This is a genomic window from Halorubrum sp. FL23 (assembly GCF_052439115.2).
Taxonomy (GTDB): domain Archaea; phylum Halobacteriota; class Halobacteria; order Halobacteriales; family Haloferacaceae; genus Halorubrum; species Halorubrum persicum.
In genome coordinates this window covers 95,268-118,418 of record NZ_JBQVRO020000005.1, presented here as the reverse complement: position 1 = coordinate 118,418, position 23,151 = coordinate 95,268, and the positions used below count along the sequence as shown (strand labels likewise).

Here is a 23,151-nt window from a genome sequence, read left to right as displayed (position 1 = left end):
GGATTTGAACCCTCGGACCGGCGCCGCCGGACCGATCTGTGTGCGGCTCGCTCGACATGCGGTATTGTGTTCTCTATTCAAAACCATTATCCGCGTGGGGCGCGTAGCAAAGCGTGATGAGTTCAACCGATGCTGTCCCCACGGAACCGATTCAGCTGTCAAACGCCGACGAGTTCGACGACTACGTCACCGATCACGACGTGGTCCTCGTCGACTTCTACGCGGACTGGTGCGGACCGTGTCAGATGATGGAGCCCGCGGTCGAGGCGATCGCGAACGACACCGGCGCGGCCGTGCTGAAGGTCGACGTCGACGAACATCAGGGGTTAGCCGCCGAGTACGGCGTGCAGGGCATCCCGACGCTGCTCGTGTTCGCCGGCGACGAGCTCGCGGAGCAGATGGTCGGCGCACAGACGGAGGCGGCGCTCACCGACGCGATCACGGAGCACACCGCCTGAATGAACGACCCCGAGTCCGACGGCAGAATGACGCCGCGCGAGCTGCGCGCGGACGTGCCGGCGCTCCACGAGGCCGCGTACTTCAACTTCGGGGCGCACGGGCCGAGCCCGGAGTACGTCGTCGAGGCGGCGTCCGACTTCATCGCCGACCACGAGTTCGGCTCGGGGACGACCGACCCGTACGAGCGCGCCTTCGAGACGTACGAGATCGTACGCGAGCGCGTCGCCGACTTCGTCGGCGCCGAACCCGACGAGATCGCTCTGACCGAGAGCACCACCGACGGGATCACCCGGATCGCGGGCGCGATCGACTGGGAGCCCGGCGACGTGGTCGTCCGGACCGATCTCGAACACCCCGCCGGCGTCCTCCCGTGGAAGCGGCTCGAGCGCGAGGGCGTCGAGGTGCGGGTCGTCGAGACCGAGGACGGTCGGATCGACCGCGAGGCGTACGCGGAGGCGGTCGCGGACGCGCGGCTCGTCTGCTTCAGCGCGATCACGTGGACGCACGGGACGCGGCTCCCGGTGGCGGACCTCGTCGAAATCGCCGACGAGGCGGGTGCGTTCACGCTCGTCGACGCGGTTCAGTCGCCCGGACAGGTCGCGATGGACGTGTCGGCGTGGGGCGCCGACGCGGTGGCGGCGGCGGGCCACAAGTGGCTGCTCGGGCCGTGGGGCTCCGGGTTCCTCTACGTCGACCGCGAGGCCGCGGCGGAGCTGGCGCCGCGCGCGGTCGGCTATCGGAGCGTCGAGGATTCCGGCGCCGACACGATCACGTTCAAGCCGGGCGCGAGGCGCTTCGAGATCGGGACGACGACGCCGGCCGCCCACGTCGGCCTGGTCGAAGCGCTCGACGCGGTCGACGCGGTCGGGCTCCCGGCGATCCGTGACCGGATCGCGTCGCTCACAGATCGGTTCAAGGACGGCGTCCCCGACGACCGCCTGTTGAGCCCCCGCGAGTACGAGACCGGGCTCGTCACGGTCGACGTCGATGACCCCGAGGCGACGGTGGACCGGCTCGCCGACGAGGGGATCGTCGTCCGCTCGCTTCCCCACCCCGACGGCGTCCGGGTGTCGATCCACGCCGTCTCCGCCGAGGCCGAGATCGACCGGTTGACCGACGCCCTCGCCGCCGAGTGGTGAACGCTCGACCGGACGCGTTTTAGTGGTTCGCGTACAAGACCGCGCATGGGATTTCACACGTTCGACGCCGACAAGGCCGACCGACTGGAGCGTCCCGCGGTCCGGTATCGCTGGGTGTCCGCCGAGGAGATTATCGGCGCGCTGGGGGCCGACCGCGCCGACCGCGCGGCGGCGACCGTCGCCGACCTCGGAAGCGGCACCGGCTTCTACACCGACGCGGTCGCGCCACACGTCGAGACCGTCTACGGCGTCGACGTCCAGGCCGAGATGCACGCGTTCTACCGCGAGAAGGGGGTCCCCGAGAACGTCGACCTCGTCGAGAGCGACGTGTCGACGCTCCCGTTCGACGACGGCGGGCTGGACGCCGTGTTCTCCACGATGACGTACCACGAGTTCGCCAGCGACGACGCTATCGCGGAGCTGGCCCGCGTGCTCAGGTCCGGCGGACGGATCGCCCTCTTCGACTGGTCGGCCGCGGGCGACGGCGAGCACGGTCCGCCGGTCGACGAGCGGTTCGCCGCGAGCGACGCGGTCGAGGCGCTGGAGGCGGCGGGGTTCGAGGTCCGCTCCGCGTCCGAACGCACTGAGACGTTCGCCGTCGTCGCCGTCGCGCCGTAGGCGCTCTCGACCGCGTCGACCGTCCTCACGGAGTCAGCGACCGCCGTCACGGCGTCGCCGACTCGTCGCGACGTACCGATCTACCGATGTACCGCCCTCGTCGCCTTATTCTTCGAGCACCGTCGACCCCCGCCCGATCCGCGTCTGGTAGGCGCGGGCGTCGATGCCGGCGTCGGCGAAGGCGTCGAGCATCGCCGCGGCGACTCCCCGTCGGCGCCCGCCGCGGCAGACGGCGAGGATCGCGGGGCCGGCGCCGCTGACGGTGACCCCGGTCGCGCCGGCGTCGAAGGCGGCCGCGCGCACGTCGTCGTACCCGGTGATCAGGCGGGCGCGCTCCGGGGTGACGACGGGGTCGCTCATCCCGGCGCCCACGAGGTCGGGGTCGGAGCGACACATCCCGACCGCGAGGGTGGCGGCGTTGCCGACCGTCTCGACTAACGCGTCCATCGAGGCCGTCTCGGGGACGACCCGGCGCGCGTCGCGGGTCGAGACGGCGACGTCGGGGAGACAGACCACGAGCGGGATCGAGGCGTCGACGGCGTGGGTCCCCTCGCTCGTCGTCACCGTGAAGCCGCCGAGGATCGAGGGGGCGACGTTGTCCGAGTGTGCGACGCCGGAGACGACCGCCTCGCCCTCGGCCGCGATCGGAACCAGCTCCGACCGAGAGTACCCCCGGTCGTACAGCCGGTTGAGCGCGACGGCGGCGGCGGCGGCGCTGGCCGCCGAGGAGCCGAGCCCGGAGGCCGGGCGGACGCCCTTGTCGATGTGGATCCGCGCGGGCGCGTCGAGCGCCTCGACGACGGCGCCGACCGTGTTCTTCTCGGGGTCCTCGGGGATGTACTGCGCCCCGGCCCCGGTGACCTCGATCGTCGTCTCTGCCGCCTTCTCGACGGTGACGACGTCCGCCGGCCGCGTGAGGGCCGCGCCGAACACGTCGAACCCGCTGCCGAGGTTCGCGCTCGTGGCGGGTGCCCGTACCGTAACCATGGCGGTGAGTGTCGCTCGGGGTGCAAAAAGAGGCGGGATCGAGCAACGGCACGGCGAGGCGCCCCGGCGGTGTGTGAGACGAGAGGCCAGCGCTGTCGGAGCAGCGGAACGCGCGCGGGGTCGGGGGCGGCGGAAGCGAGAGACGAAGGCGACAGAAATGCGAGTGAGGGGCGACAGAAACGGGATGAGAGAGCGACAGAAACGGGAGTGAGGGGGCGGGAGAAAACGGAGGCGCAGTCGGAACCGCGTCAGTTCCCGGCCATCGTCCACAGCAGCGCGCCGATCAGGATCAGCGGAATGCCCCCGAGGATGTACACCTGCGGCATCGTCGTGTACGGGGCGACCAGGAAGATCGTCCCGAAGCCGGCGAAGACGGACGCGATCACCTTCTGGGACTTCAGGGGCGCGGTCGCCAGCAGCGAGACGATGAACCCGAGCAGTATGACGTGCCCGAGGTGGTAATCGAGCAGGAACGTGTCGATGAACAGCGGCGAGAGCATTCTTGTCTGAACGTGCGAGGGATTCGCGCATTAAAGTTCCGTTTCGCGCGGGACGGACGGGGAGTCGCCGCCGGGATCGACGACCCCGAGGCCGATCGGGACTCCCGACTCGCCGCGCGTCCTCCCGGTCCCGCCGCTCCGGTCACCGTCTCTTATAAGTCGTGCCGGCGAGACGACCGACCGTGCGACTCGTTCAGGTCATGATCCCGGCGGGGAAGCGCGCCGCCGTGATCCGCGCGCTCGACGACGAGGGCGTCGACTACGTCGTCACCGACGAGACGAGCGGCCGCGAGTACACCGCGGTCGCGACGTTCCCGCTCCCGACCGCCGCCGTCGAGCCGGTGCTCGAACGGCTCCGGGAGGCGGGTATCGACGAGAGCACCTACACCGTTATCGTCGCGGCCGAGACGGTGATCTCCCGCCGGTTCGAGGCGCTCGAAGACAAGTACGAAGCGGAGGCCGAACGCGGCGGCGACCGGATCTCCCGGGAGGAGCTACAGGCGAAGGCCGACGACCTCGCCTCCGGGCTCCGGACGTACGTCCTGATGACCGTCATCTCGGCCGTGATCGCGACCGCCGGGCTCCTGCTCGACTCGCCGGCGACGGTGGTCGGCTCGATGGTGATCGCCCCCCTGATCGGGCCGGCGATGTCGGCCGCGATCGGCACGGTCGTCGACGACGAGGACATGTTCCGGCGCGGCGTTCGGATGCAGGTCCTCGGCGTCGCGGTCGCGGTCGCGGCCGCGACGCTGTTCGCGCTCGCCCTGCAGTGGCTCGCGCTCGTCCCGCCCGGGCTCAACCCGCTCGAGCTCGCGGAGGTCGGCGAGCGGCTCGCGCCCAACGTTCTGGTGCTCGTCGTGGCGATCGGCGCCGGCGTCGCCGGGATCGTCTCGCTGATGACGGGCGTCTCCGCGACGCTCGTCGGCGTGATGATCGCGGTGGCGCTCATCCCGCCCGCGGCCGCCGTCGGGATCGGGATCGCCTTCCAGATCCCCCGGCTGGTGCTCGGTGCCGGCGTGATCGTCGCGGTGAACGTCCTCTCGATCAACCTCTCCGCGCTGGTCGTGCTCTGGTACGAGGGGTACCGCCCGCAGCGCTGGTTCCGCGAGGACGAGGCGCGCGCGGCGTTCCTGAAGCGAGCGGCCGTGCTCGCGGCCGCCATCGCGCTGCTCTCGGTGTTCCTCGGCGGCGTCACCTACGAGTCGTACGTCGCCTCGACCACCGAGGCCGACATCCGGAGCGCCGCCGGCGACGAGCTCGCCGCGCTCGACTCCGGTCTCGAACTGCTGGAACTGGAGGTCGAGCGCACCGGGACGGTCCCGCCGCTCACCACCGAGCGCGTGGTCGTCACCGTGGGGGCGCCGCCCGGCGGCGTCGAGGGCGTGGCCGACGCCCTCGACCGCCGGATCGAGGCGACCACCGGGACCGAGGTGCGCGTCGAGGTGCGCCTCGTGACCATCGACCGGGCCTGACACGCGGCCGACCGGGCTTGCCACGCGGCCGACAGCGCCCGAGACGCGGCCGGTCCGAGGCGTCGCTTCGATGGTGCCGGTGTGACAACTGAAACGATCTAAGCGGCCTTTTTGAACACGTCTTCCAACTTTTCAGATATCCTTGCTGTACCCGGCGTTTTACACACGCATGGCGAAAGAGGAACTACTTTTTATCCCGCCGACAGTGATCCGCCAGTGACTGACTCACAGCGACCCGACGACGATTCCATGCGCGAGGTCGTCGAGCGCTCCCGGAGCGGCGCCCCGGCGGTCGGCGAGGCCGTCCGAGACCGCTTCTCGTCCGACGAGGTGTTCCAGCGGATCATCGCGGCCGCGGACGAGGAGGTGACCTCGGGGAGCCGCGAACTCTTCTTCAGCGGGCTCGCCGCCGGGCTGGCGATCACGATCACGTTCATGCTGTACGCGTCGCTGACGGCGGCGACCGGCCGAAACCCCATTCTGAGCGTGCTTCTCTACCCCCTCGGGTTCATCTACATCATCATCGGCGGCTACCAGCTGTACACCGAGAACACCCTGCCGCCGGTGGCGCTGACGTTGGAGCGGCTCGCGAGCGTCCCGACGCTGCTGCGTCACTGGACGATCGTGCTCGCGGGCAACTTCGTCGGCGGCGGTATCGGCGCGCTCGTGCTGTCGTACGGCGGCGTCTTCACGGGCGACACCGTCGACGCGGCGCGGTACATCTCCGAGGGCGGGTTCAAAGTCGGCGCCGTCCCGCTGTTCTTCAAGGCCGCGATGGCGGGGCTGATCGTCGCCGGCGTCGTCTGGGTCGGCTTCGCCTCGACCGACTCCGTGAGCCGGATGCTCGTCGTCTACCTCGCCTTCCTCGCGATCCCGCTCGGCGACCTGTTCCACGTCGTCGTCTCCTTCACCGAGGTGCTCTACCTGTTCTTCGAGTACAGCATCCCGCTGTACGGCGCTGAGATCAGCCTCTACTCGGGGATCGTCGGGTTCGTGATCCCGGTGTTGCTCGGGAACACCATCGGCGGGGTGGTGTTGGTGACGCTGGTGAACTACTTCCAGACCAGCGAGGAGCGTCTGGAGGAAGCGCGCTTCGAGGGGATGACCCGCCGGCTCACGGTGCCCGAGTGGGTGCTCGGTCGCGCCGCGGGCCGCTCCTACGTCCCGATCTTGGACGCGACGGAGGCGACGCTGTTCGCCAACGAGGGATACCGGATCATGGTCCCCATCACGAACCCGCGAACCGACGGCCCCGTCGTCGAACTCGCGAGCCGGCTCGCCAGCGACCACGAGGACGGGCTTGTCCACATCGTCCACGTCGTGCAGGCGCCGGAGCGGATGTCGCTGGCGGCGGGCGCCGGTCGCATCGCCGACGTCTCCGAGGAGGGGATGGCCGGACTCCGCGAGACCGCCGAGGAGTACGACGTCGACGTCTCCACCTCCACGGTCGTCTCGCACCGCTCCTTCGAGGAGGTGTTCAACATGGCCCGCCGGACCCGTCCCGACGCCGTGTTGATGGGGTGGGGCGAAGACCAGCTCTGGAGCGCGGCCCGCGCCGAGCGGCCGATCGACGAGCTGACCAACCAGCTCCCCTGCGACTTCCTCATCCTGAGCGAGAGCGACCTCGACACGTCCCGGATCCTGGTCCCGACTTCCGGGGGGCCGGACTCGGGGCTGGGCGCGGAGGTCGCGAGCGTGCTCTCCCGGACCGCGGGCGCAACGGTGAGCCTGCTCCACGTCGTCGACGGGCCCGAGAACCGCCCGGAGGGCGAAGAGTTCCTCACCGCGTGGGCCGCCGAAAACGGGCTCTCGGGCGCCGACCTGATCATCGACGACAGCGGCGACGTCGAGGACGCCATCGCCAGGGAGGCGGCGGACAACTCCCTCGTCATCATCGGCGCGACCGAGAAGGGGCTGCTCTCGCGGCTCGTCTCGAACTCGCTTCACCTCGACGTGGTCAACGACGTGGACTGCTCGCTGCTGCTCGCCGAGCGTCCCAGCCGGCGCACGATCCGCGAGCGCCTCTTCGGCTCCGGGCGACGGGTGTCCGGCCCGCCGGACGGCGGCGTGGAGCGCGACCCGGACGCGTCGAGCGGAGCGCAGATCGGCGACTCGGACCGGCGGAACGAGACAGACTCCGAGCTCGACGGCTCCGTTCCGGGAGACGACGAGAGCGACGACGGTGACAGAGACGCCGATAGCGGCGACGAGGCGGACGACGACTCGCTGCCGGAGCCCGCGGTGATCACGGACCACGACGACCCCGATGCTGACGCGGAAGCGGCGGACGACCGCGGGGCGGACGGCGACGAAGACGACGAGGGCGACGACGCCGACGAGGGTCGCTCCGCCTGATCGCGGTCGTCGGATCGGCCGCGTCCGATAGCGCAAACGGCTCTTTGTCCTATCTGTGCCTTATTTGATGCTACCCGCCGACGCTCCGGGTATGAACCGAAAACTGGTAACTGCGATCGGCGTCACGCTGCTCGTCGCGCTCGCGGGCTGTACGGGGCTCGCCGGCTCGACGGGGGTCGGTGGCGTCGACGCGGGCGACGAACCGGCGCTCGAACGGAACATCGAAGTGGTCGCGGACGGCGAGGCCACGGCCGAGCCGGACCGCGCGACGATCCGCGTCGCGGTGACCGCCACCGGCGACGACTCGGCGGCCGTCCGCGACGACCTCGCCGCCGGCGACGAGGAGCTCCGCGCGGCGCTCACCGACTGGGGACTCGACGAGGACGACATCAAGACCGACCGGTACGACGTGCGGGAGTCCTACGAGACGCGCGACAACCCCGAACGGACGGAGTACCAGGGTGTTCACCGCTACGCGATCGAGATCGACGACGTGGACGCGGTCGGCGAGGTCATCGACGTCGCCGTCGACGCCGGCGCCGACGAGGTCCAGCGGATCGCGTTCGGACTCAGCGAGGAGCGAGAGCGCGAGGTCCGCGACGCCGCCATCGAGAACGCGATGGCGAGCGCCGAGGACGACGCCACCGTGCTCGCGAACTCCAGCGAGCTCGAGCTGGCCGGCGTCTACAGCGTCTCGACCGCCAACGCGGGCGTGACGCCGTACCGGGTGTCCGACGCCGCCATGGCGACCGAGAGCGACGGGGCGGGCGGCGCCGCCACCAGTATCGAGACGGGCGACGTGAGCGTGCGGGTCAGCGTCAACGTCGTCTACGTCGCCGAGCAGGCCTGACCGGGCGCCCGCTCGGGAGTTTTTCTTAACTGAGAAGCGTCGACGGCGGAGCCGCGGCGACGACGCGCTGTGTCCGTCGTTACTCCTCGCCGTCGCGCGTCGGGAGGTCGGGCTCGAACGCGGCGGCCTCGACGGCCATGTCGAGCACGCGCTCGACGTTCTCGTCTTTGGTGACGCTCATCGTCGCGTCGACCGACTCCGCCTGCACCGCGTCGAAGCGGTCGTGTTTGTTCGCCACGGTGAGGAACGGGACCGCCTCGCCGAACAGCTCGCGGACCTCCTCGCGGAGTTCGAGCTGGACGCCGAGGGGGTAGCCGCAGTCGCCGGAGGGGTCGAGCACGAACACGACCACGTCAGCCAGGTGTTCGAGGGCGCTGACCGCCTGCCGCTCGATGTCGTTGCGCTCGTCGGCGGGCCGGTCGAGCAGGCCGGGGGTGTCGACGATCTGGTAGCGAATGTGGTCCCGCTCGAAGTGGCCGATCTGGACGCCCTTCGTGGTGAACGGGTACTCCGCGATCTGGTTCGAGGCGCGGGTGACCCGGTTGACGAACGACGACTTGCCGACGTTGGGGTAGCCCGCGACCACGATGGCGGGCTCGTCCGGCTTGACGTCCGGCAGCACCTTCAGCTGGTCCCGCGAGTCGCCGATGTACCGCAAGTCGTCCTCGATCTGGTCCATCACGTCGGCCATGCGCGCGAACGCCTGCTTCCGGTGTTTCCGCGCGGTGTCCACGTCGGAGTTGCGGATCTTCGTCGTGTACTCGTCGCGGAGGTCCTCGATCTGCCGGCTGGCCCACATCACCTGCGACAGCGCCTGCCGGAGCCGGTCGACGTCGACGATGGCGTCGGCGAGCTCGTAGTAGAACGGCTCCACGTCGAAGCCGAAGTCGGGCCACGACACCACGACGTTCTCCAGGTTGTCCGAGAGCACGTTGCCGGCGGTCCGCAGCATCGACTCCTGCGCCTCGTGTCCGTGTTTGGCGCGCCCCGCGCGCGCCGCCCGCGAGAACGCCTTGTCGACGAGTTCCTCCGAGCGGGGGGTCGTCGGGAGGCCCTCAAATATCATGTTGCCCGGACTTGACCGCCGACCCGTATAAGACCGTCCGTTCGGCGATCCCCGCGATACGGCGGCACACGGTCGGACGCGGCGGGTGGCGCCGCCGGCTCCCCGACGGGCACACCGATCGCGGTGGGCCCTGCCCGCCGACCGCGAACGACGATGAACGATCGTTATACTATTGGCTCATATTCCGAGTCATATTTATGCTTCAAAGGAATACAATCGGCCATGGCACGCTCGTTCACGCCCACGACGTACGAGGATCTCGACCCGGACCGTCGCCCGAGCTTGGCGGCGGCGCTGGTCCCGGTCCTCGCCATCGTGGCGTTCCTCGGCATCGGCTCGGCCGTCCTCGGACTGGACCCGCACCCGCCGCTCCTCTGGAGTATCGCCTTCGTCGGCGCGTTCGGGCTGTGGCTCGGCTACGACTGGGACGACCTCTTCGACGGCATCGCCAACGGCCTCGTGATGGGGCTGCAGGCGATCCTCATCATCTTCACCATCTACGGGCTGATCGCGACGTGGGTCAGCGCCGGCACGATCCCCAGCATGATGTACTACGGGCTGGAGGTCCTCTCGCCGACGACGTTCCTCCCCGCTGCCGCGGTCCTCGCGGCGATCGTCGCGTTCGCCATCGGTTCCTCGTGGACCACGGTCGGGACGCTCGGCGTCGCCTTCGTCGGCATCGGCGCGGGGCTCGGCGTCCCGGCACCGATGACGGTCGGGGCCGTCCTCTCTGGCGCGTACGCGGGCGACAAGCAGTCGCCGCTCTCCGACACCACGAACCTCGCGGCCGGCGTCACCAACACCGACCTGTACGGACACATCCGCCGGATGCGGACCGGCACCGCGATCGCCTTCGGTCTCGCGGTCCTCGGCTTCGCCGCGCTCGGTCTCCGCACGAGCGGCGACATCCCGGCCGGCGAGATCGCGGCGATCCAGGGCGGTCTCACCGAGACGTACGCGATCACCGTCGTCGCCTTCGTCCCGCTCGTCGTCACCTTCGGGCTGGCGCTGCGCGGGTACGCCGCGCTCCCGACGCTCGTCGCGGGCGTGTTCGCCGGCGCGCTCACGACGATCCTCCTCCAGGGGACCGGCTTCGTCGCCGCCTGGGAGATATTCATGTCCGGGACCGGGCCGGAGTCGGCCTCCACGACGGTGAACGAACTCCTCGATACGGGCGGACTCACCGGCTCCGCGTGGACGATCACGGTCGTCGTCGCCGCGCTCTCGCTCGGCGGCATCCTGGAGCGCACGGGCGTCCTCGCGGTGATCGCGCACGCGTTCACCTCCGCCGTGCGCAGTCCCGGCGCGCTCGTCGCGGGGACCGGCGTCTCGGCGATCCTCATCAACGCGCTCACCTCCCAGCAGTACATGAGCATCGTCCTTCCGGGCGTCACGCTCCGGAACACCTACGACGAGTTCGGCCTGGACACCGATCAGCTCTCACGCGCGGTCGAGGCCGCCGGGACCCCGACCGGCGCGCTGATCCCGTGGCACGCGGGCGCCGTGTTCATGGCGGGCGCCACCGACGTTCCGACCTTGGAGTACGCGCCGTACTTCCTGTTCGCGTTCCTCTCGCCGCTCGTGCTGTTCGCGATGGCCGCGACCGGCTACAGCCTGAACGCGACGCCGACCGACGCGGAGGTCGGCTCCGCGGCGACGGCGCCCGCGGCGACCGACGACGACTGACGGGTCGACGGCGGCGGTCAGCTGACGCATCGCCCCTGCTCTCGACGGTCCACCTCTGCTCTCGAGGGCCTCGCTCTGACCACCCACTCGGGCGTGTACCGACCAGTCCCTCTAATATCGGGGGATTCCGTTGATTCGGTATGGAGCTTCAGTCCCCGCTTCTGCGGGAGGACACCCCGCGCAAGGTGGTGCGGTTCTATCTGCTCGACCACACCACGCCGATCGGGAAGGCGATCGACATCGCGCTGCTCTCGCTGAATCTCCTGTTCATCTTGGTGTTCGTCGTCGAGACCTATCCTCACACCGCGGCGACTGACGCGCTGCTGTGGCGTCTGGAGGTCGGTATCGCCGGCGTGTTTCTGGTCGAGTACGTCCTGCGACTCTACGGCGCGGAGGACCGCTTCGAAGAACTCACCAACCCCCACACGGTGATCGATCTGCTCTCGGTGCTTCCGACGCTGTCGGTGCTGCTGCTGCCGGGCCCCGTCACCTTCGAACTCGGGTTCCTCCGCGTGGCTCGGATCGTCCGGGTGCTCCGCTTCTACCGGTTCACCCAAGACGAGAAGTTCTTCTTCGGCACCGTCGAGGCGCAGACGCTCCGCGCCGGGGAGTTGGTGCTCACCATTTTCGTCCTGCTGTTCGCTACCGCAGGGATCTTTTATAGCGCCGAGCACGTCGTCAACCCCGGCGTTCGCACCTTCGGGGACGCCTTTTACTACACCGTCGTCTCGCTCACCACCGTCGGATTCGGTGACATTACGCCCGTCACGACCGGCGGTCGGTGGGTGACGGTAAGCGCTATCCTCGCCGGGATCCTCCTCATCCCCTGGCAGGCCGGGCGAATCGTCCGCGAGTGGACCTCCCGAGACAGGGTCGATGCCACCTGTCCGAACTGCGGGCTCAACCACCACGACGCCGACGCGTCCCACTGTAAGGCCTGCGGACACGTGATCTACCAGGAGTACGACGACAGCAGCTAGCAAACTGAACGGCTTCGACGCGCCCCCATCTTGGCGGTCGTCACCTCGGCAGCCGAAACGCGAGACTGTACATCCGACCGACCGATTCGGACCCGATCTCGCTCGCGAGACCACGGCTGGCCGCCGCCAGCGCGTCACCCGCCCCCTCGGGGCACTCCGCGGCCATGGAGACCGCCTCGTCGGCGTGGGCGGCGACGTGGCTCTCGGTCCACGGTACCGGCTCCAGAAGCGTCCGCTCCCGCTCGAACTCCCAGCCGCGCCCCGCGAAGAGCCGCCGCAGGAACGCCGCCGGGTAGAAGGTGAGCGCCGGACGGCCGCGAGCCAACTCCGACGCGGCGTTCTCGACGGCGAACAGCTCGCGAATCGCGGCGCCGTCCGGGAGCGGGTCGTAGTCGTCGACGACGAGCCGTGCACCGGCGGCCGCGACCCGCGAGAACTCCTCGGCGACCGCCGACAGCGCCGCGGGGTCGAGGACGTTACAGAGACCGTGTGCCGTGATCAGGTCGACGGAGCCGTCGGGGAGCGGGACCGCGCGGAGGTCGGCCTCCACCACCGCCAGCCGGTCGTCGCGGCTGTCGGTTCCGTCGTCGGTGTCATCGCTGTCGCCGCCCCCGCTGTCGTCGGTGTCGTCACCCACGTCACCCACGCGCCGCCGCGTCGTCCGCGCATGCTCGCTGTCGTCGGTCACCGCGTACACCCGAGCGGCACCGTTCGCGAGCAGTCCGGCGGTCGCGTTCCCGGCGCCCGCACCGGCCTCCAGACAGCGCGTCCCGGCAACCTCCCGGTCGTCGAGCGCGGTCGCGACCGTCTCCGGCACGTTCATCGTCGCGCTCAGTGGTGCAGCTGTTCGGGAACCGGGCTCTCGTCGTGGCGCACCCGTTCGATCAGCGACCGCCGGGCGGCCTCGTCCATCCCGTCGTAGCCGGCGGCGGCCTCGAGGATCATGGTGACGAGCTTCGGATCGCCGGCGCTGACGACGCTGGTGAGCCCCTGTGCGGCGGCGAAGTCGAAGCGCTCGCGGACCTCGTCCGGCGCGGTGACCGGTCGGTACCAGTTCGCGAACGGTCGGTCCGACTCGGGGAGCTCGTCGGTCGACGGCCACGTGCCGCCGGCGAACGCCTTGATCCCCAGCGTGCCGACGTTCCGCTCGTCGGCGCGGGCGAGCACCGCCTCGTAGTCGTGCTCGTCGTCGTCCTTCCCGGCGACGACGGGGTTCAGGGGGAACATCACCGACTCGAGGTCGTCGATGCGGTCGAGCGCGTCGAGGACGAGGTCCGGGTGGCCGTGGCTCGTCAGCCCGATGTGGTCGATCAGCCCCTGCTCTTTGGCTTCACGAAACGCCGCGAGCGCCCCGTCGTCGCCCGTGATCGCGTCGAGCTCCTCGTCGTACTCGAGCCCGTGGACCTGGTACAGGTCGATCGCGTCGACGCCGAGACGGTTCAGCGATCGGTCGAGCGTGCGCCACGCGCCCTCGTAGGTCCGCTCCTGTGTCTTACAGCCGAGGAATATCTCCTCGCGGTGCTGGCGGAGTTTCGGGCCGAGCTTCAGCTCCGCGTCGCCGTACGTCGGGGCCACGTCGACGTGGTTGACGCCGTAGTCGAGCACGTGCTCGACCAGCTGATTCGCGCCCTCCTGTTCGAGCCAGTTGAGCGCGATCGCACCGAACGTCATGACGGTGCTGTCGTGGCCGGTGTCGCCGAGCGAGCGGGTCTGCATGCGTACGCCATCACGCCGGCGCGGCATAACGGTTGTCGGCGGCGCGGGTCTCGATCGCGAGCGACGGGCGTCGACCCCGCTCCGGGCCTCACACTCCCTCGCTCTCGGACCGCGGTCCGGTAGGTTTACCGCCGTCGACGCCCCCTCGTCCGTACATGAGCCTCGAGGTCGCCGTCGCCGTGCCCTTCAAACAGCGAGCGACGGAGCGGCTGGGTGAGGGGGAGTTCGTCGTCGCGCTGTCGCTCGATCGGGACTGGTTCTCGCCGGATCAGGCGAAGCGGCTCGTCGATGTCGCGGTCGGGCGCGGGCTGGTGGCCGAGGAGGACGGCGACCTGGTCGCGCGGTTCGACCCCGCCGACGTGACCGTTCCAGAGGGGTTCACCCCCGACGAGTCGATCCTCCGGGAGCAGTCCACCTTCGAGACGGCGCTCGACGCGATCGTCGCCGCCGGCGTCGAGAAGCAGCGCGCGGTCGCGGGCATCAACGAGCGCCAGCGCTCGCTCGCGATCAGCATCGAGGCGGCCGCGGTCCTCTTCGCGAAGGAGCACGGCGCCGCCGTCGACCAGCTCGCGGCGGACGTCCGCGAGGAGCTGGCCGCCGCCGGCGACGCGGACGACACGCCGAGCGACGCGGACGCGGGGACCGGCGCGACGACCGGCGCCCCGGGGGCCGAGTGATGGTCGACGAGCGCCTGACCGACGGGGTCCGGATCGGCCAGCTGCTCGCCTCGGAGATCTCCGGCAACGAGGGGCGCCTGCGGGACCTCGCCCTGTCCGACGCCGACCCCGACGCCGAGCCGACGCCCGACGGGGCGCTCGCGTACAGGGTGGTCCGCGACGGCGGGAGCGCGGCGGACCTCGTCGCCGAGGCGTACGTCCAGCCCGACCGGCTCCGGGTCGAGTTCGTCGGCGGGGTCGGGAGAGACGACGGGAGCGACGCCACCGACATCCCCGAGGTCGTCGCCGACGCCGCCGGCGGTGAGGGGTTACGAGTCAGGCCGAAGGCGGTCCGTCCGCCCCGGACGCTGGTGTTCGTCGAGAACGGCGCCCAGGTGAAACGGGTGCTCCCGGTGTTCGAAGCGGTCGTCGACGCGGTCGGGAAAAGCGGGTAGCGGGGTGGGACGTCGACGCGGTTCTCGCGGTCGCCGTCAGTTGCTCTGTCCGCCGTCGCCGATGGCGACGTTGCGCGATCCCGACGCCGACGGGTCGTCGACCGACCCGCTGCGGACCTCGAACTTCCGGAGCAGCGCCCGGAGCCGCTCGGCCTGCTCGGCGACCGAACCGGCCTCGGCGGTCGCCTGCGACATCGCGGCGAGCTGCTCGTCGGCCGCCGCGCCGACCTCGTCGGCCTCGTCGGCGGTCGCCCGGCTGATCCCCGCGACCTCCTCGGCCATCGACACCGTCTCCTCCGTGCTCGCGGCCTGATCGTCGGTCGCCTTGCTGATCTCGCGGATCCCGTCGTCGGTCTCCGCGGCGTTGGCCGCCACCTCGGCGAACGCGTCGGCGGCGTCCCCGACCGCCTCGGCGCCCTCCTCCATGTGCTCTTCGGCGGTCCGGACCTCCCCGACGGTCGCCTGCGTCTGCGCCTGCGTCCCGGCGATGAGCTCCTCGATCTCCTGGGCCGCCTCCTGCGTCTCCTCGGCCAGCTGTTTCACCTCGTCGGCGACGACGGCGAACCCGTCGCTCCCGCCGCCGCTCCCGCCCGCCCGCGCCGCCTCGATGTTGGCGTTGAGCGCGAGCAGGTTCGTCTGCTCGGCGATGTCGCCGATGAGGTCGACGATCTCGCCGATATCCTCCATCCGCTCGTCGAGCACCCGCACCTTCTCCGCCGTCTCGCCGATCGCGTCCTGCGACTCCCGGACGCTGTCGATCGCCTCGCCGGCGGTGTCCTGCCCCTCGTCGGCGATCGAGGCCGTCTGCTGGGCCGCGTCGGCGACCGTCTCCGTCGAGGAAGCGACCTCCTCGATCGTCGCCGAGAGGTTGTTCATCTCGCCGGAGACCTGCTCTAACATCTCGCGCTGGTCGTCGGCCCCCTCCGCGATCTCCTCGATCGAGCGGCGAACGTCCTCGCTGCGCGCCTCGGCGGTTTCGACGCCCTCGACCGTCTTCCCGCTCGCCGTCGACACCTCGCCGGCGAACGACTGCACGTCGCGCATCGTCGCCTCGATGTCGTCCATCATCTGGTTGAACGCGGCGCCGATCTGCTCCATGGCCTCGCTCTCGCTTTCGGCGTCCAACCGGACCGTGAGATCGCCGTCGGCGGCGATATCCATCGTCGCGCTGTAGTCGTCGGCCTTCGTTTCGAGGTGTTGGTTCAGCCGTTCGACCTCTCGGCGGCGCTGTTCGACCTCCGCCTTCGCCTCCTCGACGTCTTGGATCTCCGACTTCTGCTCGGCGACGAGGTCGAGCTGCCGCTGCGCCTCCTCGCGGGACTTCTCGATGGAGTACCAGTTGATCATCAGCGCGCCCACGAGCCCGAGGACGAAGAACGCGTGAATGCCGCCCCAGATGACCGGGTTTTCGATCGCTGCGGAGTGGTTGTACACCAGACTGGAGTCGATCAGGCTGAACGCGCCGTGCCCGACCGCGACGTATCCGACGCCGACCGCGAACGGGAGCCAGTCCTCGTACAGCGCGAGCACCGCGACGAAGACGAAGAAGCTGAAGTGAGCCTCGATGTACCCCCCCGAGAGCTTGACGAGCGCCATCGAGACCGTCATGAGGCTAAACGCCGCGAGGACGGTCCGCGTCCGGCGCCCGAACCGCGACCAGTTCGCCAGCGCCGCCGTCCCGATGATGACGGCGGTGAACCCGCCGAGCATCCACGTCGGCGTCGCCGGGATCTGCGCACCGGTGATCGACTCGGTCCCGCTGTACAGCCCTAACGCGATGAGAAACGGTACCTGCACGAGGATCGACAGCAGGATGTTTCGGTGGCGCCCCGCCCACATCTCCTTCGGCATCGACGTGCCGTCAGGGACGTATCTGAGCACCTCTCTCACCTTCGCCACCGGCCCCGACGGGCCGCCTCCCGCGGCGGTCGACGGGCCGTAGCTCTCTCCGCTCGACCCGACCGTTGATTCAGCCATACTAAACGCTCGTCGTGCCGTTTAAAAGATTACACCCTCCGAATATTACCCCTGATACCGTCGCTCGCCGCTCGAACGCCGCTCCGGGCACAGATGAGTGGCCGGCCCCGCCTCGCGTCCACCTGAGCCGACGTATTTTATATCCCTCCGCACCCCGGTACGGCCGTGACGCTCGATCCGATCCACGTCGAGAACATCGCACAGCTCGCGTACGGCATCGCGGGCGACGTGGACACGACCGATCACGACGACCTCGCGGGGCGGGTGTGGCGCGACTGGCTCCCCGAGCTCCGCCGCGACGGCCGGGTCGTGATCGAGCCCGTCGACGAGCACGAGCGCCGGCGGGCCCCCATCGACGACGCCGCGCTCACCGACCGCCCGTTCGAGACGGTCCACGGGCTCGACTCCGGCACGATCAACCCGACGACGTTCAAAAACGGGCTCGTCGTCGACGTGGCCCACGCCGCGATGGCGAGCGCGCCGAGCGACCTGGACCTCCACCGCGACCGGACGATCGTCGCGACCGTCCACGCCGGCGACTCGACCGCGAACTTCGACGGCGAGTGGCGCAAGCGCGACGACGGTCACACCCGTCAGCGCGTGCTTCACGCGCCGCGGGTGAACCGGTACGCGGAGGGCGTCGTCCACGCGCTCGCCCTATACCTCGCCGAGGGCACCCACGCGCTCGATCACGCCGATCGGGTCGACGACCTGCTCGTGTTGGACGGCCCGATCTACCCCAAAGAGCTGTTCACGTGGGACGACCGCAACCCCGAACTCGGCGCGCTCGCCCGGGAGGCGAAACCCCGCGCCGTGGTCGAGAAGTACGTCCGGCTCGTCGAGCGGTTCGTCGAGCGCGACGTGCCGCTGGCCGGCTTCGTCAAAAACCCCTCCAGCGGGACGATCGTCCGATCGTTGGCCCGGAAGGGCGTCGAGCCGCCGTGGCCCGACGACACGGCGCTTTTCACCCGGCTCCTGGAGCGGCGCGAGGACGGCGGCGGGGGCGGCGGCGACTCCCCCGGCGACGCTCCCGGCGGCCGCCCCGCCCGCGTCGACGACGAACTCACCTTCACCACGTGGTTCCGCAGCCGGGGCGGCGCCGACGCGACGATGGCCGCCGACGGCGACGCCCTCGGGATCGAGCGCGAGCTCGACCCGGAGCTGTACGAGCCGGCGTTCATGGTCGTGTACGACCCCCGGACCGACGTGACGTACAAGTTTGAGACGCCGTACGCGTTCGCCCGCGACGACTCGGTGCGCGAGCGGCTCACCCGGCAGGTCCTCGCCGACGTGGCGACCACCCGCGGGCCGCCCGAGGCGGTCGGCAAGGCCGACGAGCTGGCGCGGATCTCAGCGACGGAAAAGGCGGCGCTCCGGCGGAAGTTCGAGGAGCGCTTCGACAGCGACCAGCAGGCGACCTACGACGACCGGCGGTGGGGGAAGGAGCCGTACTGACCGCTCCCGCGCTTCAGAGCGCCTGCGCGAGCAACACGACGTAGATGACGGCGTTGTACACGCCGTGGGCCAGCCCCGGGACGAGCACGTTCTCCGTGTGTTCGTAGAGGACGCCGAGCACGACCCCGAGCACGACGACGACGGCGACGTAGGCCCACCGCTGCCCCGTCGTCCCGGAGACGGAGGGGAGGTGGACCAACCCGAACATGAGGCTCGCGAGCAGAATCGACGGGGTGGCGTCGAACGCCCGCCTGAGCCCGCCCTGCACGGCGCCGCGGAACAGCGCCTCTTCGACCGGTCCGACCACGAGCAGCGACACGGTGATCATCGCGAGGTAGTAGGTCACCGGGTCGCCCGCGGGGACCACCGCCTGGTTCTGGCCGGTCGTGAGCCCGACCTGATCGAGCGCGAACAGGGCGCCGTACTGGAACGCGAACAGGACGACTCCCCCGCCGAGGATGATCCCCGCCTCGCGGAGCGTCGGCCGCGAGACGCCGACGAGCTCGCGCTGGTCGGTGACCACGAGGTAGCCGCCGACCGCGGCGAGAAACCCGGCGAACTGCAGGATGGTCTGTAACACCTGCAGCCCGGTCGTCTCCTCGGCGACGAGCCCCAGCGAGACCGCGACCTGTGCGACCGGCGCGGTCACCGCGCTCGCGACGAGGAGGGCGAAGACGACCGCGAACGCGGCGCTGACGACGCGAAGAATCCGATTCACCGGCTCGGGAGGCGACTCGCTCATCGACGGCGATACGACTCGCGGCGGTTTATCGGCACCGGAAGGAAACGGTCCGCGACCGGGCGCCGCACCGCCGGCCCTGCGCGCCGGCTCAGGAGCCGTCGATCCGCAGTTCGCGCTTGTCGGCCACGGCGTCGGCCTCGGGGAAGTCCCCGCCGCCGAGCAGCCCGCGAGCCGCCTTCTTCCCCCACTCGACCGCGGGCTGGGTGAACGTCGAGACGCTCGCGAGCTCGCCGTACAGCACGCAGGCGGCCTCCATCTCGTAGAGGAGCTCGCCGAGCTCCCGCTCGCCGACGCGGTCGATCTCGACGCGGAGGTTCGGCACGTCGGCGGCCGCGAGGCTCGCCTCGGTCGCCTCGAACTCGGCGTCGAGCAGGTCGCCGAGCGACGAGCCGCCGAGGTACGCCAGCCCGTCGAGGTCGGTCTCCGGGATTCCGGTCTCGGCGCGCTCGGTCGGCCGGATCAGCGAGACGAGCTTATCAGGCGGGCCGGCGCGGTACAGCTGGAGCTGCGAGTGCTGGTCGGTGGCGCCGAGCGCGCGCGCCGGGGTCTGTCCGAGCCCGTCCTTGCCGAGGCTCTCCGCCCACAGCTGCGCGAACCACTCGGCGAACGTCTCCAGCGACTCCGCGTACGGCATCACGGCGTTGGTGAGCGCGCCGCGCTCGGCGAGCGCGTACGTCGCCGCGCCGTAGGCGTAGGCGGGCGTCTCGAACAGCGACGCCGACAGACTCTCCATCCCGTCGCGCCCGCCGGCGAGGACCGCGTCGATGTCGTGGCCCTGCAGCGCCGGCACCGCGAGCCCGACCGTCGAGAGCGCCGAGAACCGCCCCGGGACCCCGTCGGGCACGTCGAGCGCCGGGAGGTCGTGGGCGTCGGCGAGCGCGCGGAGGTTCCCCTCCTCGCCGGTCGTGACGAGGGTGCGCTCGGTCCAGTCGACGCCCGCCGCCTCCATCGCCTCGCGGACGACGAGGAAGTTCGCGAGCGTCTCCGCGGTCGTCCCGGACTTCGAGACGACGTTGACGACGGTCTCGTCGAGGGGGAGGTCGTCGAGGAGCGACGCGACCGCGTCCGGGTCGACGTTGTCGAGGAAGTACGCGTCCACGTCGCTTTCGAGGGCGTCCGCGAGCGTCGCCGCGCCGAGCGCGCTCCCCCCGATCCCGACCGTCAGGACCGCCTCGGGGCGGTCGAACCGGTCGGTCGCCGCGCGGATCGCGTCCGGGTCGGTCGTTTCCGGCAGGTTCAGTGCGGCGTAGCCGAACTCGCCGTCGGCCATGCCCGCGGTGATCCGCTCGTGGGCGTCCGTCACCCGCGAGTCGAGCCGCGTTAACGTTTCCTCCGTCACTCCCGGTGTCGTCTCTAAGGCGTTGCCGAGGTCGACGTGCATACCGGACGTGGGTGCGACCGGGACTTAAGAATGGGTCTCCGTCTCGGGGGGCGACGCCGCGAACCCGCGCCGACTCACTGCGGCGGATTCGGCGGTCGGAGGTCGCGCTGGAACTCGTCGAACTGGTCGAGATCGTCGGGGAGCTCGTACTCGATCTCGCGTTCGTCCTGCCGGTCGGGGAGCCGCCCGTCCTCCAGTTCGTCGGCGGCGTCCTCCCAGCCGGGCTTCACGCGGACGCTCCGGGCGGGGGAGCCGACGACGACGTGGTGGTCGGGCACGTCGCCCTGCACGACCGAGCGCGAGCCGACGACGCTGTTCTCGCCGATCCGGCACCCCGCCCGGACCATTGCGTCGTAGGTGACGCGGGCGTCGTCCTCGACGATCGTGTGGAAGTTCCTGACCTCGGTCTGGTCGACGAGGTCGTGGTCGTGGCTGTAGAGGTGGACGCCGTCGGAGATCGACGCGCGGTCGCCGATCGTCAGCTGCCCGCGGTCGTCGAGGTGCACGTCGTCGTGGATCACGACGTTGTCGCCGATCTCGATGTTGTGGCCGTAGGTGACCGAGATCCCTTTGAAGAAGCGACAGTTGTCGCCGCACTCGGCGAACAGGTGGTTGCCGAGCATCTGGCGGAAGCGGAGCGCGAACTCGACGTTGTCGGCCATCGGCGTGGCGTCGAACTGGCGCCAGAGCCACTGGAGGTGTTTCGAGCGCTGGAACCGGTCCTCGTCCTTCTCGGCGTAGTACTCCGACTCCAGCGTGGCGTTACAGGGGTCGTACCCCTGCAGGCGCACGCGTTCGGCTTTCGACACCGACTCGCCGTTCTGCCACGCCTCCCAGCGCTCGCGGTCGCCGTGGAGATCGATCAGCGTGTCCCGGACGACCTCGCAGGTGTCCTCCGCCGAGGAGAGGCGCTCGTCCACCTCGTCGATGAACCCTCGGACCCCGGCCTCCGCACCGTCGGGGAGGGAGACGTGTCGCTTTGTCATCGTCGCACCTTCGGCGCCGTCACTCAAAGGGATTCGGTTGTGCGAACGCGGCGCCCGATCCGGTCAGTACAGCTCGGCGTCGACGAACAAGCCGACGAGAACGCCCACGAAGGCGATCGCGAACGACGGGGCGATCGCGGCCCTGCCGAACGAGAGCAACAGCGCGGCGATCGAGACGGTGGCGATGACCCCGAGCAGTGCGATCACGGCATCGAGTCGGCGACGGAGGGCGTCGTCCATGGCCGCCCGATTGCAGACGAACGACGTAATATCCAACGACGTGGCGTGGAGGGGGACGGTCGGCCGCCACGACCCCGTCGGTTTCCATCGATGCGAGATCGACCGCGCCCGATAAGTGTCCCGACCGCCAACCGCCGTGTATGCAACGGCGCGAACTCGGAAACTCGGGCGTCGAGGTCTCGGAGATCGGCTTCGGCGCGTGGGTCGTCGGCACCGACTGGTGGGGCGACCGCTCGGACGAACAGGCGGTCGGGATGGTCGAGGACGCGCTCGACGCGGGCGTCACCTACGTCGACACCGGCGACGTGTACGGCCACGGCGACAGCGAGGAGATCATCGGGAAGGCGATCGACGGTCGCCGCGACGAGGTAACGCTCGCGACGAAGATCGGCTACGACTTCTACAACAACCCGCAGGCGGGTCACGGCGAGCTCCCAAAGGAGCTCGACCGCGAGTACTTGGAGACCGCGTTCGAGCGCTCGCTCGACCGCCTCGACACGGACCACGTCGACCTGCTCCAGCTCCACAACGCCAACGTCGACGACGTTACCCCCGAAGTCCGGGACCTCCTCCGCGAGTGGAAGGAGTCGGGGCGCGTCCGCGCGCTCGGCTGGGCGCTCGGCCCCTCCATCGGCTGGCTCGCCGAGGGCGACGCCGCGATCGAGTACGAGGAGTTCGACGCGGTCCAGACCGTCTTCAACCTGTTCGAGCAACAGCCGGGCCGCCACTTCGTGGACGCGATCCGCGACTCCGACTCCGACACCTCGGTGATCGCCCGCGTCCCGCACTCCTCCGGCCTGCTCAACGAGCAGGTGACGCCCGACACGGTGCTTGAGGACGGCGACCACCGCTCGCACCGCCCGAAGGAGTGGTACGAGACGGGCTGGGAGAAGGTGGAGGCGATCCGCTTCCTCGAAGAGCCCGACCACGCCGACGGGACGCGCACGATGTCGCAGGCCGCGATCCGCTGGCTCCTCGCGCACGACGAGGTCGCCTCCGTGACGCCGACGTTCCGCGACAGCGACGACATCGCGGAGTGGAGCGCGGCGAGCGAGGTGCCGCCCCTCTCCGACGCCGAGTACGACCGGGTCGACGAGCTGTACGCGCGCAACTTCGACATCGACCGCGACGACGGGATGGACGTGCTCCGGACCTCCGTCGACGGCGAGGACATCGAGGCCGCCGGCCTCGACAAGCGCGCCGCGTCGTACTGAACGGCCGACCCGCCCGTTTCTCGTCGAGATCGCACGACGAAGCGCCCTCGGTGCGCGCAGTTTTCACTTTCACCGTGGCCTGACACTCGTCACCACGGCCCGTCGGCGCCATCGCTTGTTGGTGGCATCACTCGTCGTCGTCACTACGCTCCACGGCGTTCCCGAGAACGCGCTCACGGCGCGCCCCGCGTCCCGCCGCAGCCTCGCGAGGGAGCGC

General features: G+C 70.2%; 22 protein-coding genes. 12 read left to right on the top strand and 10 right to left on the bottom strand.

All coding sequences use genetic code 11. From position 1 onward, the window contains the following. Positions 1 to 116: 116 nt before the first annotated feature. The 3 genes from trxA to ACT4MF_RS07940 are packed head-to-tail and all read left to right on the top strand — an operon-like array spanning position 117 to position 2,216. Positions 117 to 458 (top strand): thioredoxin, encoded by a 342-nt coding sequence (gene trxA, locus ACT4MF_RS07950; RefSeq protein ID WP_099254474.1) that lies wholly within the window; start codon positions 117 to 119, stop codon positions 456 to 458. After that, positions 459 to 1,598 (top strand): aminotransferase class V-fold PLP-dependent enzyme, encoded by a 1,140-nt coding sequence (locus ACT4MF_RS07945; RefSeq protein ID WP_444682300.1) that lies wholly within the window; start codon positions 459 to 461, stop codon positions 1,596 to 1,598. A gap of 45 nt (positions 1,599 to 1,643) precedes the next feature. After that, positions 1,644 to 2,216: a class I SAM-dependent methyltransferase gene (locus ACT4MF_RS07940; RefSeq protein WP_444682301.1), complete on the top strand. Its 573-nt coding sequence runs from the start codon at positions 1,644 to 1,646 to the stop codon at positions 2,214 to 2,216. Between the two features lie 105 nt (positions 2,217 to 2,321). Here the strand turns inward: ACT4MF_RS07940 and ACT4MF_RS07935 are convergent, their stop codons facing one another. After that, entirely contained in the window at positions 2,322 to 3,203 is an 882-nt protein-coding gene (locus ACT4MF_RS07935; RefSeq protein ID WP_099254477.1) for a homoserine kinase, read from the bottom strand. Positions 3,204 to 3,451: 248 nt separating this feature from the next. Then, on the bottom strand, positions 3,452 to 3,703 hold the full coding sequence (locus ACT4MF_RS07930) for a DUF8006 family protein (RefSeq protein WP_099254478.1): 252 nt from the start codon (positions 3,701 to 3,703) through the stop codon (positions 3,452 to 3,454). Between the two features lie 182 nt (positions 3,704 to 3,885). Between ACT4MF_RS07930 and ACT4MF_RS07925 the strand changes: the two genes are divergently transcribed. From ACT4MF_RS07925 to ACT4MF_RS07915, 3 genes are all read left to right on the top strand, one after another. Further along, positions 3,886 to 5,175 (top strand): TIGR00341 family protein, encoded by a 1,290-nt coding sequence (locus tag ACT4MF_RS07925; protein WP_512053250.1) that lies wholly within the window; start codon positions 3,886 to 3,888, stop codon positions 5,173 to 5,175. Positions 5,176 to 5,391: 216 nt separating this feature from the next. After that, positions 5,392 to 7,530, top strand: a complete 2,139-nt coding sequence (locus ACT4MF_RS07920; RefSeq protein WP_444682302.1) for a formate/nitrite transporter family protein — start codon at positions 5,392 to 5,394, stop codon at positions 7,528 to 7,530. Between the two features lie 91 nt (positions 7,531 to 7,621). After that, positions 7,622 to 8,380: an SIMPL domain-containing protein gene (locus ACT4MF_RS07915; protein WP_444682303.1), complete on the top strand. Its 759-nt coding sequence runs from the start codon at positions 7,622 to 7,624 to the stop codon at positions 8,378 to 8,380. A 79-nt stretch (positions 8,381 to 8,459) separates the two neighbouring features. On the opposite strand, the gene ACT4MF_RS07910 is transcribed toward ACT4MF_RS07915, so the two are convergent. Next, a complete protein-coding gene (locus tag ACT4MF_RS07910) occupies positions 8,460 to 9,446 on the bottom strand; it encodes an NOG1 family protein (protein WP_099254481.1) in 987 nt (328 codons plus the stop codon). 222 nt (positions 9,447 to 9,668) lie between these two features. On the opposite strand from ACT4MF_RS07910, the gene arcD reads away from it, so the two are divergent. Then, entirely contained in the window at positions 9,669 to 11,132 is a 1,464-nt protein-coding gene (gene arcD, locus ACT4MF_RS07905; protein ID WP_099254482.1) for an arginine/ornithine antiporter ArcD, read from the top strand. A gap of 140 nt (positions 11,133 to 11,272) precedes the next feature. After that, on the top strand, positions 11,273 to 12,112 hold the full coding sequence (locus ACT4MF_RS07900) for an ion transporter (protein WP_444682304.1): 840 nt from the start codon (positions 11,273 to 11,275) through the stop codon (positions 12,110 to 12,112). A gap of 40 nt (positions 12,113 to 12,152) precedes the next feature. Here the strand turns inward: ACT4MF_RS07900 and ACT4MF_RS07895 are convergent, their stop codons facing one another. After that, positions 12,153 to 12,935, bottom strand: a complete 783-nt coding sequence (locus ACT4MF_RS07895) for a class I SAM-dependent methyltransferase (RefSeq protein ID WP_444682305.1) — start codon at positions 12,933 to 12,935, stop codon at positions 12,153 to 12,155. Between the two features lie 8 nt (positions 12,936 to 12,943). Continuing rightward, positions 12,944 to 13,828, bottom strand: a complete 885-nt coding sequence (locus ACT4MF_RS07890; protein ID WP_444682306.1) for an aldo/keto reductase — start codon at positions 13,826 to 13,828, stop codon at positions 12,944 to 12,946. 155 nt (positions 13,829 to 13,983) lie between these two features. On the opposite strand from ACT4MF_RS07890, the gene ACT4MF_RS07885 reads away from it, so the two are divergent. Beyond that, the gene (locus tag ACT4MF_RS07885; RefSeq protein ID WP_099254486.1) at positions 13,984 to 14,505 is read left to right on the top strand and encodes a DUF2240 family protein; all 522 of its coding nucleotides are present in this window, start codon (positions 13,984 to 13,986) and stop codon (positions 14,503 to 14,505) included. Further along, on the top strand, positions 14,505 to 14,939 hold the full coding sequence (locus tag ACT4MF_RS07880) for a DUF7993 family protein (protein WP_444682307.1): 435 nt from the start codon (positions 14,505 to 14,507) through the stop codon (positions 14,937 to 14,939). The genes ACT4MF_RS07885 and ACT4MF_RS07880 overlap by 1 nt, the downstream gene beginning before the upstream one ends. Before the next feature lie 36 nt (positions 14,940 to 14,975). Here the strand turns inward: ACT4MF_RS07880 and ACT4MF_RS07875 are convergent, their stop codons facing one another. After that, positions 14,976 to 16,916: a methyl-accepting chemotaxis protein gene (locus ACT4MF_RS07875; protein WP_099254488.1), complete on the bottom strand. Its 1,941-nt coding sequence runs from the start codon at positions 16,914 to 16,916 to the stop codon at positions 14,976 to 14,978. Between the two features lie 165 nt (positions 16,917 to 17,081). Between ACT4MF_RS07875 and ACT4MF_RS07870 the strand changes: the two genes are divergently transcribed. Then, positions 17,082 to 18,371, top strand: a complete 1,290-nt coding sequence (locus tag ACT4MF_RS07870) for a DNA double-strand break repair nuclease NurA (RefSeq protein WP_444682308.1) — start codon at positions 17,082 to 17,084, stop codon at positions 18,369 to 18,371. A 13-nt stretch (positions 18,372 to 18,384) separates the two neighbouring features. Here the strand turns inward: ACT4MF_RS07870 and ACT4MF_RS07865 are convergent, their stop codons facing one another. From ACT4MF_RS07865 to ACT4MF_RS07850, 4 genes are all read right to left on the bottom strand, one after another. Then, positions 18,385 to 19,113 carry a CPBP family intramembrane glutamic endopeptidase gene (locus ACT4MF_RS07865; RefSeq protein WP_444682309.1) on the bottom strand — a complete coding sequence of 243 codons (729 nt, stop codon included), beginning with the start codon at positions 19,111 to 19,113 and terminating at the stop codon, positions 18,385 to 18,387. Between the two features lie 88 nt (positions 19,114 to 19,201). Next, complete coding sequence (locus ACT4MF_RS07860) at positions 19,202 to 20,494, bottom strand: phosphoglucose isomerase-related protein (protein ID WP_444682310.1); 1,293 nt, start codon at positions 20,492 to 20,494, stop codon at positions 19,202 to 19,204. A gap of 74 nt (positions 20,495 to 20,568) precedes the next feature. Beyond that, a complete protein-coding gene (locus ACT4MF_RS07855; protein WP_099254492.1) occupies positions 20,569 to 21,480 on the bottom strand; it encodes an acyltransferase in 912 nt (303 codons plus the stop codon). 63 nt (positions 21,481 to 21,543) lie between these two features. Next, complete coding sequence (locus tag ACT4MF_RS07850) at positions 21,544 to 21,720, bottom strand: hypothetical protein (protein WP_444682311.1); 177 nt, start codon at positions 21,718 to 21,720, stop codon at positions 21,544 to 21,546. A 140-nt stretch (positions 21,721 to 21,860) separates the two neighbouring features. On the opposite strand from ACT4MF_RS07850, the gene ACT4MF_RS07845 reads away from it, so the two are divergent. Further along, positions 21,861 to 22,934: an aldo/keto reductase gene (locus tag ACT4MF_RS07845; protein ID WP_444682312.1), complete on the top strand. Its 1,074-nt coding sequence runs from the start codon at positions 21,861 to 21,863 to the stop codon at positions 22,932 to 22,934. Positions 22,935 to 23,151: the final 217 nt, after the last annotated feature.